Origin of the sequence: Sinorhizobium sp. 7-81, from assembly GCF_030124405.1 — a bacterium.
GTDB lineage: Bacteria > Pseudomonadota > Alphaproteobacteria > Rhizobiales > Rhizobiaceae > Sinorhizobium > Sinorhizobium psoraleae.
In genome coordinates this window covers 126,821-139,529 of sequence record NZ_JASKLT010000005.1, presented here as the reverse complement: position 1 = coordinate 139,529, position 12,709 = coordinate 126,821, and the positions used below count along the sequence as shown (strand labels likewise).

The following is a 12,709-nucleotide window of genomic DNA, read 5'->3' as shown; positions in this document are numbered from 1 at the left end:
GTTCGTTCCGCGCGTCTGCTCCTCACCCTAACCCTCCCCATTTGCGCGGAGAGGGACGCAGGTGCACCAGCTCGCCCCAACAAGGGGAAAAGGGAACGCCGGAGCGGACCGCCCTCGTCCCTTCTCCCCGCGAGCGGGGAGAAGGTGCCGGCAGGCGGATGAGGGGCAATCCCTCGGTCCCGCTTACTTCGCGGCCTCGACCGCCGCGGCAAGTTCCTTCACCGCGTCTTCCGAGCTGAGTTCGCCGTTGAATTGGCGGGTCACGACGTCGTAGATCGCGTTCTTGACGGAGGCCGGGTTGGCGTGACCATGGGCCATGGAGCCGAAGAGCGTGCCGTTTGCGTTGGCTTCCGCGAGATCCTTGATGCCCTTCTTGCCGCAGGCGTCGAAGTCGGTGTCCGGAACGTCGGTACGGGCCGGAACGGATCCCTTGACGACGTTGAAAGCCGACTGGAAGGTCGGGCTTTCGATGGCAGAGGCCATCTGCAATTGTGCCGGAACCTTGTCTTCCGAGACCTTGAACATGGCGAACTGGTCGGAGTTGAAGGTGACCGAGCCTTGCGTTCCCGGGAAGCGCATGCAGACGAAATCGGTGCCTGGCACCTTCTTCGCCTTCAGGAACTCGCCCTTTGCCCAGTCGCCCATGAACTGCAGGCCGGCCTTATTTTCGATGACCATGGCCGAAGCGAGATTCCAGTCGCGGCCGGAGAAGTTGTCGTCGACATAGGAACGCAGCTTCGTCATGCGGTCGAAGGCTTCCTTCATCTTGTCGCCGCCGAGCGCCGCCGGATCGAGGTCGATGAAGGCCTGCTTGTAGAAGTCGTTGCCGAGCGAGAGCACGACGGCGTCGAAGATCGTCGCATCCTGCCAGGGCTGACCGCCATGGGCGACCGGCGTGATGCCCTGCTCCTTGAACTTGTCGAGCAGCGCGATCAGCTCATCCCAGTTCGCCGGCTCCTTGCCGCCGGCCTTGTCGAGTGCAGCCTTGTTGATCCAGACCCAGTTCGTCGAATGGACGTTGACCGGAGCGGCGATCCAGTGGCCGTCGTATTTCGAGAATTGCTGCAGGGCGGTCGGAACCACCTTGTCCCAGCCCTCCTTGGCGGCAATGTCGTCGAGGTTGCCGAGCGCGCCTTCCTTTGCCCAGTCAAGAATGTCGAAGCCGAGCATCTGCACCGCCGTCGGAGCATTACCGGAGGTGACGCGGGCGCGAAGCACGGTCATCGCTTCGGTGCCGCCGCCGCCGGCGACCGGCATATCGGTCCAGCCGATGCCCTTGCCTTCCAGATCCTTTTTGAGAACATCGAGTGCCGCAGCTTCGCCACCGGACGTCCACCAATGCAACACTTCCACGTTCTCTGCTGCGCGCGCGGCTGTCGCCGCCAACATCAGTGCTGCAACAGCTGTCGTCGTCATCAACTTGCGCATCGTTATCCTCCCGTTTGCAAGTTACCGAAGCGGAATCTCCTCCCGCCTTTTTTGAATGCCGCCCGTCTTCACCGGACGGCAATGGGCCTGCGGCATGCGCCGCCCGGCCAATTTAAAACGTTACAAATACCGCCAAGTCAAGCGCTCGGGATCGTTCCGCAGTCTTGTCACCTAAACGGCCTGAATTTGCTGGATTATACGACATCGCGGGCATGGTGCAGCGCAATAAAATCGGCTCCGTTCGTCCATTTAAAACGTTTTCATCATACGATTGCCTAACGGTTCGCGTCACGTTACAAAACCGCTCTTGATCGCTCGCAGGAAAGAACCATTGGCCGCTCGCTCCAAACCCGCCAAGTCCGGCAACGGTCCGGCAAACAGCCGCGGCAAGCCGACGCTGCGCACCATCGCGGACATCACCGGTCTTGCCGTCACCACCGTGTCGCGGGCGCTGGCCAACGCCCCGCAGATATCGATCGACACGCGCAACCGCGTCCGCCAGGTGGCGCTCGACATCGGTTATTCGCCGGACCGCGCCGCCCAGCGCCTGAAGACCGGTCGCACCAACGTCATCGCCGTCCTGCTCGAGCCGCACGAGGAAATCCTGGGTTACGGAACCTCCGTCATGGCCGGCATCGCCAAGGCGCTCCAAGGCACGTCGTACCACCTGATCGTCATGCCGAATTTCCTGAACGCGGCGAATATCGATGCGATCAACTATATCATCCGCAACAGCATGGCGGACGGCCTGATCTTCTCGCGCACCGAACCGCTCGATCCGCGGGTCATGCTGCTCTCCGAAAACGGCTTCCCTTTCGTCACGCATGGCCGCACCGAACTCGCGACGGCGCATGCCTTCGTCGACTATGACAACTTCACTTTCGCCTACGAAGCGACGCGCCGGCTGATCGCAAAGGGACGGCGCAGGCTGGCGCTGATCAGCGGGCCTGCGGGCTACACCTTCGCCGGCCACATCCAGCACGGCTTCATGACCGCCGTGCGCGAGGCCGGCTGCGCCTATGAAATCCTTTCCGACATCGATCTGGACAGCCCGGCGGGCGCGATCCGGGACCGCATCCGTCAGCGTTACTTGGAGAAGGACCCTCCGGACGGTTTCGCCTGCGGCGGCGAGGTATGCGCGCTCGCAACCATCACCGGCATGACCGATTGCGGCCTGACGCTTGGGCTCGAATACGACATCGTTGCCAAGCAGACATCGCAGTTGCTGGGCGCGATCCAGCCGCGGGTCGACACGATCTACGAGGATCTGACCGCGACCGGCGAGCATATGGGCCGCATCCTCCTGCGCCGCATCGCCGGCAGCACGGACATCAATGAACTGCAATTGCTGCTGAGTCCCGAGCTTCCCTTCGAGACGCAAGCCGCGGGCGCTGCGAGCTGAAGCCGAGGCGACAGGCCGGCGCGCACGGGGGTGCGGATAGCGCCTCCCGATCTTTTCCTCGCTTGCCGTCGGCGTCTGCACTTTTCAGCCTCCTCCGGATCCGATCTCAGCGCGGCATCCACCAGCTGGTGCGCTGGCCGATATGCATGTTGAGCGTCTTGGTCTCGGTATAGTCCTCCACTGCATGGCGCCCGAGCTCGCGGCCGAGACCGGATTGCCGGTAGCCGCCGAAGGGCAGTTCGGACGCGCCGTCCATGAACGTGTTCATCCAGATCGTTCCGGCGCGCACGCGCCGTCCGATCGTGAGACACGTGTCGAAATCGCGACTCCAGACGCCGGCCGAGAGCCCGTAGTCGATGGAGTTGGCGATACGGATCGCCTCCTCGGTCGTCTCGAAGGTGAGGACGGAGAGGACCGGACCGAACACCTCTTCCCGGGCCACCGCCATTTCCGGCCGGACGGCCGAGAGGATGGTCGGCGCCATGAACTGCCCCATGCCGAGATCGAGCGCCGCACCGCCATGGGCAACGGTCGCGCCATCACTCGAGGCCGAAGAAACATAGCCGGCGATCTTTTCGAGATGCTGGGGCGTGATGATTGCACCAACCTGCGTTTCAGGGTCGAGTGGATCGCCGACCTTCACCTTGGCCGAGAGGCTGGCGATGCGCGCCGTAACCTCGTCGGCGATGTCGCGGTGGAGAATCAGCCGCGAGCCGGCATTGCAGCATTCGCCGGCATTGAAATAGGCACCGAAGACGGCGGCATCGATGAACTCGTCGAGGTTGGCGTCCGGGAAGACGATCTGCGGGTTCTTGCCGCCGAGTTCGAGCGAAACCTTCTTAAGCGTTTGCGCGGCGTTCGCCATGGTAAGCCGGCCGACACCGGTCGAGCCGGTGAAGGAAACCATGTCGACATCCGGGTGGCTCGTGAGCGGTGCGCCGGCCTCCGGCCCCGTGCCGACGATGATGTTGACGACGCCGGCCGGCACACCAGCCGCCTCGAGAATTTCGCCGAGAACGAGGGTCGAGCCGGACGTCAGTTCCGACGGTTTCACCACCGTCGTGCAGCCGGCGGCAAGTGCGAAGGGCAGCTTTTGGCTGACGATCAGGAAGGGGAAATTCCAGGGCGTGATGATCGAAACCACGCCGATCGCTTCGCGGAGCACGACCCCGAGCGTACCGTCGCCGAGCGTATTGTAGCTTTCGCCGGAGAGATCGCGGGCGAGTGCAGCGGCATAACGCCAGATGTCGGCCGCCCCTGCCAATTCGCCTTTGGCCTGGCTGATCGGCTTGCCCGATTCGATCGCATCGAGAAAGGCGAGTTCATCGGTGCGCGCGGCGATCATGTCGGCGGCGCGCAACAGAATCAAGGAGCGTTCGGACGCCGTCATGCGCGGCCAGCGACCGTCGTCGAACGCACGTCTTGCCGCCGCGATCGCGCGTTCGGCATCGACCTTCGTCGCCGCCTGGTAACGGCTGACGGTCACGCCATGGCCGGGCGCCACCCGCTCGATCGTGCGGCCTTCGGCGCCATCGACCCACTTGCCGTCGATCAGCATCCGGAATTCGCGAACCTTGTAATCGCCGAGCGCCTTGGGTTTCACCAGAACCGTCATCACCATTCTCCCTTGAAGCGCGCTTCGCGCTTTTCGCTGAAGGCCGCGACGCCCTCCTTGAGATCGCCGGTCTTGGCGACAAGGATCGAGCCCAGCGCCTCGACTGCCGCGCCCTTGTCCTCGCCGTTCGCCGAGGCGATCATCAGTTTCGATATTTCCAGCGCCGCGGGCCCGCGGCTTGCGATGCGGGCGGCATAGTCCCGCGCAGCCTGCATGACCGTGCCCGTCTCGACGACGGCATCGACCAGCCCTTCGGCCTTCGCCCCTTCCGCCGAGAACATCTCGCCGCCGAGCACCATGCGCCGCACGATCTGCGCACCGAAGCGGGAGACGAGCCGTTGTGTGCCCGACCAGCCGGGCACCATGCCGAGGCTCGTTTCGGGAAGTCCGATCTTTACCTGCTTTTCGGCGATGCGGATGTCGGCCGCCGCCGCCAGTTCCAGCCCACCGCCGAGCGCGTGGCCGTTCAAGGCTGCGATCACCGGCATGCGGAGCGTCGCCAGCCGTTCGAAGACACGATGGCCGAAGCGCACCCAGTCGTGACCGAATTCGGCCGCGTCCATGCCGCCCCAGGCCTTGATGTCGCCGCCAGCAGAGAAGGCCTTGCCCTCGCCGGTCAGGATCGCGACGCGCACATCGCGGTTCGCCTCGACCGTGTCGCAGGCGGCAGCGAGGGCCTTCAGCATATCGATGTCGAAGGCGTTGAGCTTTTCAGGCCTGGACACGGTCATGATCGCGACGGCGTCCTCGACCTCGACCCGCATGCGTTCGTCAGCCATGGGTGCCTCCCGCGATGCTCCGCGCGGCCTTCGCCGGCAAAGTCAGACCGAGCGGCGCCTCGTTGAACAGCGCGCTATCCATCTGCTTCAGCTGGTCGGACACGATCAACGGAAATTCCGACTGGTCGAGGATATGTTCCTGCAGGTCCGCGCCGGGCGCGATTTCGGTGAGCACGATGCCGTCGGGCGTCAGCTTCATCACGCAACGCTCAGTCACATAGGTGACGTCCTGCCCCTGCTCGACCGCGCGGCGGCCGGAGAAAGTCACGTGCTCGACCTGATCGACAAGCTTTTTCAGCTTGCCTTCCCTCTCTATGACAAGCCTGCCGTCGGCGACCGCGAGTTTTGCGCCGGCATTGAACATGCCCGAGAAGACGATCTTTTTCGCCCGCGCGGTGATGTCGACGAAGCCGCCCGCACCCGCCGTCACATGCGGGCGGAAGCTGAGCTTCGACACGTTGACCGATCCGGTGCGGTCGATTTCCAGGAACGAAAGCAGCGAGGCATCGAAGCCCGCGCCCTGGAAATAGGTGAACTGGTAGGGCGACGGCATGAAGGCGTCGGCATTCGACGCGCAGCCGAAGGCGAAATCGAGGAGCGGCACGCCGCCAACCGCCCCCTGCTCGATCACCCAGGTGACCGCGCCGTGCAGACCTTCCTCCAGCAGGATCCGCGGCACGTTGGCGGAAATTCCGAAACCGAGATTGACCGCACTGCCCGCTTCGAGCTCCTGCGCGACGCGGCGGGCAATCACCTTCTGGATGCTGAATTCGGGAACGCGGAAGCTGTCGAGCGGGCGGAAGATCTCGCCGGAGATGGCGGGATCGTAAAGCGTCTGGGTCGTCTGCTTCTGGTCCGGATCGACGACCACATAGTCGACCAGCACGCCTGGCACGCGGACGTCATGCGGTCTCAGCGACCCTTCCTTGGTGATGCGCTTGACCTGGGCAATCACGATTCCGCCGTTGTTGCGTGCGGCAAGCGCTTGGTCCAGCCCGCCGAGATAGGCGCCCTCATGCTCATAAGTGAGATTGCCGCGCTCGTCCGCCGTCGTTGCCCGGATGATCGCCACCTGAGGCGTGATCGCCTTGAAATAGAGCCAGTCCTCGCCCTCGAAGGTGACCTTCTTCACGACAGGCTCGGCTGCGGCGGACGCGTTCATGGCACAGCCTTCGCGTGACGGGTCGACGAAGGTATCGAGCCCGACCTTGGTCATGACGCCCGGGCGTTTCGCCGCCGCCTCGCGATGCATGTCGAAGAGAATGCCGGAAGGAATGTTGTACGCCGCCACTTCGTCGGCACCGATCATCTGCCAGATCAGCGGCGGTTCGGCGCTGGACGGACCGGAGGGATAGGACCCTCCGATGATCTTCTTCAGGAGGCCCTTCCTGGCGATGTAGTCGACACCCTTGATCCCGCTCATGTCACCGGCCGCGATCGGATGCAGGGTCGTCAGGTCGCGCGGATGGCCGGTCGCGTCGAAGCGCTCGCCGATAGCCTTCAGCATCAGGTCCGGGCAGCCGAGGCCGCTGGAGGAGGAGACGGAAACGACCGCGCCGTCAGGTATCAGGGCCGCCGCTTCCGCCGGTGAAATGTGCTTGCTCATGGAGTTCAAAGTCCCGTTTCGATCTGGACGGCCATGCCGGTGGCCGCCGCCTTCAGCACCGCGATGCCGGCCGCCAGCGACCAAACTCCGTCTTCGCCGGTGGCGGAGGGCGCGCCGTTCCCCTCGACCGCGGCGTGGAAGGCCGTAAGCGCCGTCTCGTAGAGATTGCGGTGGTCGAGAGGCAGTTCGCTCTCGCCCTCTTCATTGCGCAGAACGACGGTGCCGATGGGCCGCTGCGTCATCACGTTGCGACCGATCAGCGAGCCTTCGGTGCCGTGCACTTCGAGGCCGGTCTCGGCATATTTCGTCGTAAAGGCATCGTGGAACTGGGCGATCACGCCCGAACGGAAGCGTAAGACCCCCATGACGCCATCCTCCAGTCCCTCCTTGCCCATGCCGGCGCTATGGCTGATCGCCACTGCCTCGATCGGGTCGTCATTAAGGATGAAACGCAGCGTGTCGGCGTCGTGCACGGTGATGTCGAGGATGACGCCACCGCCGGCCTCCGGCTTGTCGAGCCGCCAGCCCTGCAGATGCGGCGGCAGATAGACGGCGTGGAACACCCGCGCCGCAATCGGCCTGCCGATCCGGCCCGCGGCGATCGCTTCGCGCATGGCGCGATGCGTGGCGGCATTGCGTAGATGATGATTCGTGCCGAGCACGACGCCGGCCTCACACGCCGTCAGCACCATTTCGCAGCCGTCGTTGAGGTTCATCGCCAGCGGCTTCTCACAGAGAACGTGCTTGCCGGCACGGATCGCCGCCAGCGCCTGATCGTGGTGCAACTCGTTGGTTGTCGAGATGTAGACGGCATCGATATTCGGGTCGCCGACGAGCTCGTCGAGGCTCGTCACGGCCTTGGCGATACCGTTTTCCGCCGCGTAAGCCTGGCCCCGCTCCGCGCTCGAACTCATCACCGAGACGACCTCTCCGCCCGTGGCGCGGATGGCGCCGATTACCCACTCGCGCGCGATCGTGCTCGCGCCGATCAGTCCCCAGCGAATCATGACGAGACCTCCTTCATTCTTCGTTCGGCCGCTGCGCCGCAGCTCTGGCGGACGACAAGCCGCACCGAGCTGACGATCGCTTCCGGTTCCGCGCGGCCCGCCTTGATCTGCTTCAAAAGCAATTCCGCCGCGCGCTCGCCCATGCCCTGCGGATCGACGGAAACCGTGGTGAGCGCCGGCACCGCCGTCTTCGCCTCGATCACGTCGTCGAAGCCGATCACGGCAAAATCCGCCCCCGGCTCCAGTCGCCGTGCCCGCAAGCCGTCGCAAACTCCGAAGGCGACGGCGTCATTGAAGCAGAGCGCCGCGGTCGGCCGTTCTTTCAGCATCATCGCCTGCTCGATCGCCGTGACGCCACCGGCGCGCGACGGTGCGGAGCCGATGACCAGCTCACTTTGCGGGCCGAGTCCGGCCTCTAGCAGCGCATCCCGATAGCCGCGCACGCGTGACTCGAAGACTGCGGTATCGGCAAAGCCGCCGAGAAAGGCGATGCGGCGGTGGCCGCGCTCGATCAGGTGACGGACGGCGGCAACAGCGCCGGCGTGATTGTCCGACGTCAGCGAGGAAACGCCGGCACCGGCAATGTCGCGAACGACGAGCACGACCGGAATGCCGCTCTCGACGAGCGGCGCCAGATCGGAGGCTTCGGTTCCACGCGCCGGCGAAATGATGAGACCCGACACGCCGTGCTCGCGCATGGACGCGATCACCTCGCGCTGGCGCTCGATTTTTTCACTGGTATTGGCGAGGAACTGCACGAAACCGGCGGACTGCACGACGGCATCGACGCCGACCGCGAGCTCCGCGAAGAAGCTGTTGGTCAGGTCATTGACGACGATGCCGATGATCTTCGACTTCGACTGGCGCAAATTCGCGGCGCTGCGGTTGTAGACATAGCCAAGCTCGCGGATCGCCGCGTTCACCTTCGCCCGCGTCGCCTCATTGACGAGGGAACTCCCCTGCAGGACGAGCGACACGGTCGATTTCGACACGCCGGCGGCGCGCGCAATATCGATAACCGTTACCCGTTCCTTCGCCACGATGACCTCCCAATTCACGTCTTGCCTTCTTAATAATTGGAACGTTCCAATTCCGTCAAGTGCTTTCCATTCACTTTTTTCATGCGTGTCCGCATGAAGCAACGGAAATGCGGGTCGTACGAGTTCCTACAAAATTGCCTAGGTTGTGCAGTTAATTAGCTGAGAAACGATGCGGGTTGGCGCCTACGCGACGACTGCTCGGATAATCGACTCTGGGTCGCTGATTGATCAAACGCCGAGCAGTTCGACCATTTTGATCTTGAAATTTGGAACGGTCTAAATTATCCAGTGACCGCAACATAAGTGGAGGATCCATGCCGATGACCAGGCTGACGCTGCCGCGCCAAGACGGCTCACTCGAACATTACCGGCTGCAGGGAACGCCCATTGCCCGGCCCGCTCAGGTTCCGACCTTCAATCGCATCGCCTACGCGGCCGCCCATGTCGTCTCCGATCCGCTGCGCGATAGCGATCCTTGGGGAAGGCCGGCGATCGACTGGGACGCGACGATGGCCTTTCGCCATCACCTCTGGAGCCTCGGCTTCAGGATCGCCGAGGCAATGGACACCGCCCAGCGCGGCATGGGGCTTGCCTGGCCGGACGCGCAGGAGCTGATCCGCCGTTCGCTTGCCGAGGCGAAGAGCGCTGCGGGCGCCGATCTCGCCTGCGGCGCCGGCACCGACCATCTTTCTCCCGACGCGGCACGCTCGATTGACGACGTAATCGCCGCCTATGAGGAGCAGATCGGCTTCGTCGAGGCTGAGGGCGGCCGGGCGATCATGATGGCGAGCCGGGCGCTTGCCCGCGTAGCGCGTTCCGGCGACGACTACCGTCGTGTCTACGGCCACATCCTGCGTCAGGCCAAGGACAAGGTCGTGCTTCATTGGCTTGGCGATATGTTCGACCCGCAATTAAGGGGATACTGGGGATCGGAGAATTTCGAGGAAGCGCTGGAAACGGTGCTGTCGATTATCTCCGAGAACAGCGCCAAGGTCGAAGGCATCAAGATTTCGTTGCTCGACAACGCCAAGGAAGTGGCGCTGCGCAATGGCCTTCCGGAGGGCGTTCTCTGCTTCACCGGCGACGATTTCAACTACGCGGAACTGATCGAGGGGGACGGCCAGAAATACAGCCATGCGCTGCTCGGCATTTTCGACGCCGTGGCGCCCTCGGCTTCGAAGGCGCTTGCCGCCCTGGCAGACGGCGATGTCGCCACCTTCCGCGGCGTGATCGAGCCGACCGTGCCGCTGTCGCGCAAGATCTTTGAGGCGCCGACGCAATACTACAAGGCTGGCGTCGTCTTCCTCGCCTGGCTGAACGGCCATCAGCGCCACTTCACCCTGCCTGCCGGCCTGCAGTCCGCCCGCGGGATTCTCCACTATGCCGACATCTTCCGCCTCGCCGACCGGGCCAATGTGCTCGACAAGCCGGAGCTGGCAGCGGCGCGGATGCGCAATCTTCTCGCGGTCCTCGGCGTCGAACAGGCGGACTAATGCATGTCGCCCAAAAGTGTGCAGCGGTTTTGGGGCAACGACATGCATGAAAACAAGGACCTAAAGCGCGTCGCATGAGTCCGATTGAACGCGACGCGCTTTAGAGCGGGATGAGAAAAGTGTGAGCGGCTTCCCGCCCGCATCCCGCTCTAACTATTAGAATCGAGCACGTTTATGATTTTAGGTCGATTCGACCTAAAATCATCGTGATCTAAGAGGCGGGCGAGGGCGGCGCTACGGCCGCCAGCCCTTTCTTTGCCAGCATCGCGTCCGGGCTTGGCAGCTTGCCACGGAAAGCCTTGTAGGCATCCTCCGGATCGACGGCGCCGCCGACCGAATAGATGTTGTCCTTGAGCTTCCGCGCGGTCACAGGGTCGAAGGGATCGCCGGTTTCCTCGAAAGCGGCGAAAGCGTCGGCGTCGAGCACCTCCGACCACATGTAGGAATAGTAACCTGCGGAATAGCCGTCGCCGGAAAAGACGTGCAGGAAATGCGGGCTGCGGTGGCGCATGACGATCGATTTCGGCATGCCGATCCTTTCGAGCGTCGCCGCTTCCAGTGCCATGGGTTGGGTGATGCTTTCCGCCGTGTGATAGGCCATGTCGACCAGCGCCGAGGAGGTGAATTCGACGGTGGCGAAGCCCGAATTGAAGGTCCTCGCCGCCAGCACCTTGTCGAGCAAGGCCTGAGGCATCGGTTCGCCCGTCCGGTAGTGCACGGCATAGGTCTTCAGGATATCCGGCACGGTCAGCCAATGCTCAAAGAGCTGCGACGGCAGCTCGACGAAATCGCGCGAAACGCCGGTGCCTGCCACGGAAGGGTAGGTGACGTTGGAGAGCATGCCGTGCAGCGCATGGCCGAACTCGTGGAACAGTGTTCGGGCATCGTCGATCGACAGCAGGGCCGGCTTGCCGTCGGCCGGTTTCGCGAAATTGCAGACATTGTAGACGATCGGGATTTCACCTTCCTCGCCATTCTTCAGCTTCAGCCTATGCTGCGACTGGAATGAACTCATCCATGCGCCGGAGCGCTTGGAGGAACGGGCGAAGTAATCGCCGAGGAACAGCGCGACCAGCTTGCCCGAGGTGTCGCGGATCTCGAAGACGCGAACATCGGGATGATAGGCCGCGATGCCCTTCTTCTCCGTGGCCGTTACACCGAAGAGACGCTGGGCAACATCGAAGCAGGCATCGATGATCTTCTCGAGCTGGAGATAGGGCTTCAGCTCGCTTTCGGAGAAGTTGAATTTTTCCGCCCGCAGCTTTTCGGCATAATGGCGCCAATCCCACGGCATGACTTCGTGATTGCGCCCTTCGGCGGCAATCAGCTTGGCCAGATCCGCCTCCTCCTCGCGGGCGCGCACGACTGCCTTCTCCCAGACCTGCATCAAGAGGCCGTTCACGGCTTCGGGCGTCTTCGCCATGGTGTCGTCGAGCTTCAGCGACGCAAAATTCTCGTATCCGAGCAGCTTTGCCTTCTCTGCCCGGAGCGCCAGCGTCTCGGCGATAATGTCGAGATTGTCAGTCTCGCCGCCGTTTTCGCCGCGGGCCGTCCAGGCCCTGAAGGCCTGCTCGCGAAGCTCGCGATTATCGGAGAAGGTCAGGAACGGTTCGATGATCGAGCGCGACAGGGTGACCGCGTATTTGCCCTCTTCGCCTCTGTCGCGGGCCGCCGCCGCCATCGCATCCTTCAGGAATTCCGGAAGGCCGGCGAGTTCCTCGTCGCTCGCAAGCAACAGCGCCCAGTTCTTCTCGTCGGCAAGCACGTTCTGGCCGAACTTGGCGCCGAGGCCGGCAAGCTTTTCGTTGATGGCGGCAAGCCGCTCCTGCTCCGGCTTGTCGAGCTTGGCGCCGGACTTGACGAAGCCCTTCCAGTGCCGCTCGAGGACGCGCGTCGCCTCGAGATCGAGGCCGAGCTCTTCGCGCTTCTCCCATAGTCTGTCGATACGGCTGAACAAGGCCGGATTCATGCCGATCTTCGAATAGTGCCGCGACATCTTCGGCGCGATCTCGCGTTCGAGCGCCTGGATCACGTCGTTGGTGTGCGCGCCGGCCTTGTTCCAGAAAAGCGCCGAGACACGTGAAAGTTCGTCTCCGCCGATTTCCAGGGCGACGACAGTGTTTTCAAAGGTCGGCGGCTCCGGATTGCCGGCGATCGCATCGATTTCCGCCTCATGGGCCGCGAGCGCCGCGTCGAAGGCGGGTGCGAAGTCCTCATCCTTGACCGCATCGAAGCGCGGCAGACCCTCGTGTCCGGTCCAGTTTACAAGAGCGGGGTTGAGCGAAGCGCTTGCAGTCATGGGGATTCCTTTCGCATGCTGGGCCGGCGGAGCGGGCGGC

9 protein-coding genes are annotated in these 12,709 nt (G+C 63.4%); 2 read left to right on the top strand and 7 right to left on the bottom strand.

Going from position 1 to position 12,709, the window contains the following annotated elements; all coding sequences use genetic code 11:
• Positions 1-183 precede the first annotated feature (183 nt).
• On the bottom strand, positions 184-1,416 hold the full coding sequence (locus tag QN224_RS18565) for an ABC transporter substrate-binding protein (RefSeq protein ID WP_246299513.1): 1,233 nt from the start codon (positions 1,414-1,416) through the stop codon (positions 184-186).
• Between the two features lie 343 nt (positions 1,417-1,759).
• Here QN224_RS18565 and QN224_RS18560 point away from each other — a divergent pair, with 343 nt between their 5' ends.
• On the top strand, positions 1,760-2,830 hold the full coding sequence (locus QN224_RS18560) for a LacI family transcriptional regulator (RefSeq protein WP_283977882.1): 1,071 nt from the start codon (positions 1,760-1,762) through the stop codon (positions 2,828-2,830).
• A 106-nt stretch (positions 2,831-2,936) separates the two neighbouring features.
• Here QN224_RS18560 and QN224_RS18555 read toward each other — a convergent pair whose 3' ends face one another.
• From QN224_RS18555 to QN224_RS18535, 5 genes are read right to left on the bottom strand one after another with little or no spacing between them, the layout of a single operon-like run.
• A complete protein-coding gene (locus tag QN224_RS18555) occupies positions 2,937-4,445 on the bottom strand; it encodes an aldehyde dehydrogenase family protein (protein WP_283977881.1) in 1,509 nt (502 codons plus the stop codon).
• Positions 4,445-5,224 carry an enoyl-CoA hydratase/isomerase family protein gene (locus QN224_RS18550; RefSeq protein ID WP_173508649.1) on the bottom strand — a complete coding sequence of 260 codons (780 nt, stop codon included), beginning with the start codon at positions 5,222-5,224 and terminating at the stop codon, positions 4,445-4,447. Before QN224_RS18550 ends, QN224_RS18555 begins: the two co-directional genes overlap by 1 nt.
• Entirely contained in the window at positions 5,217-6,830 is a 1,614-nt protein-coding gene (locus tag QN224_RS18545; RefSeq protein ID WP_283977880.1) for an acyl CoA:acetate/3-ketoacid CoA transferase, read from the bottom strand. Before QN224_RS18545 ends, QN224_RS18550 begins: the two co-directional genes overlap by 8 nt.
• Before the next feature lie 5 nt (positions 6,831-6,835).
• The gene (locus QN224_RS18540) at positions 6,836-7,837 is read right to left on the bottom strand and encodes a Gfo/Idh/MocA family oxidoreductase (RefSeq protein ID WP_283977879.1); all 1,002 of its coding nucleotides are present in this window, start codon (positions 7,835-7,837) and stop codon (positions 6,836-6,838) included.
• Positions 7,834-8,877, bottom strand: coding sequence for a LacI family DNA-binding transcriptional regulator (locus QN224_RS18535; protein ID WP_173508646.1), 1,044 nt, complete (start codon positions 8,875-8,877; stop codon positions 7,834-7,836). The genes QN224_RS18540 and QN224_RS18535 overlap by 4 nt, the downstream gene beginning before the upstream one ends.
• Before the next feature lie 320 nt (positions 8,878-9,197).
• Here QN224_RS18535 and QN224_RS18530 point away from each other — a divergent pair, with 320 nt between their 5' ends.
• Complete coding sequence (locus tag QN224_RS18530) at positions 9,198-10,370, top strand: dihydrodipicolinate synthase family protein (protein WP_283977878.1); 1,173 nt, start codon at positions 9,198-9,200, stop codon at positions 10,368-10,370.
• Between the two features lie 211 nt (positions 10,371-10,581).
• Here the strand turns inward: QN224_RS18530 and QN224_RS18525 are convergent, their stop codons facing one another.
• Positions 10,582-12,669 carry a M3 family metallopeptidase gene (locus QN224_RS18525; protein ID WP_283977877.1) on the bottom strand — a complete coding sequence of 696 codons (2,088 nt, stop codon included), beginning with the start codon at positions 12,667-12,669 and terminating at the stop codon, positions 10,582-10,584.
• Positions 12,670-12,709: the final 40 nt, after the last annotated feature.

Coding starts and splice junctions, on each gene's coding strand:
- QN224_RS18540 (WP_283977879.1), bottom strand. CDS start 7,837: ATGATTCGCTGGGGACTGATCGGCGCGAGCACGATCGCGCGCGAGTGG.
- QN224_RS18550 (WP_173508649.1), bottom strand. CDS start 5,224: ATGGCTGACGAACGCATGCGGGTCGAGGTCGAGGACGCCGTCGCGATC.
- QN224_RS18545 (WP_283977880.1), bottom strand. CDS start 6,830: ATGAGCAAGCACATTTCACCGGCGGAAGCGGCGGCCCTGATACCTGAC.
- QN224_RS18530 (WP_283977878.1), top strand. CDS start 9,198: ATGACCAGGCTGACGCTGCCGCGCCAAGACGGCTCACTCGAACATTAC.
- QN224_RS18525 (WP_283977877.1), bottom strand. CDS start 12,669: ATGACTGCAAGCGCTTCGCTCAACCCCGCTCTTGTAAACTGGACCGGA.
- QN224_RS18565 (WP_246299513.1), bottom strand. CDS start 1,416: ATGACGACGACAGCTGTTGCAGCACTGATGTTGGCGGCGACAGCCGCG.
- QN224_RS18555 (WP_283977881.1), bottom strand. CDS start 4,445: ATGACGGTTCTGGTGAAACCCAAGGCGCTCGGCGATTACAAGGTTCGC.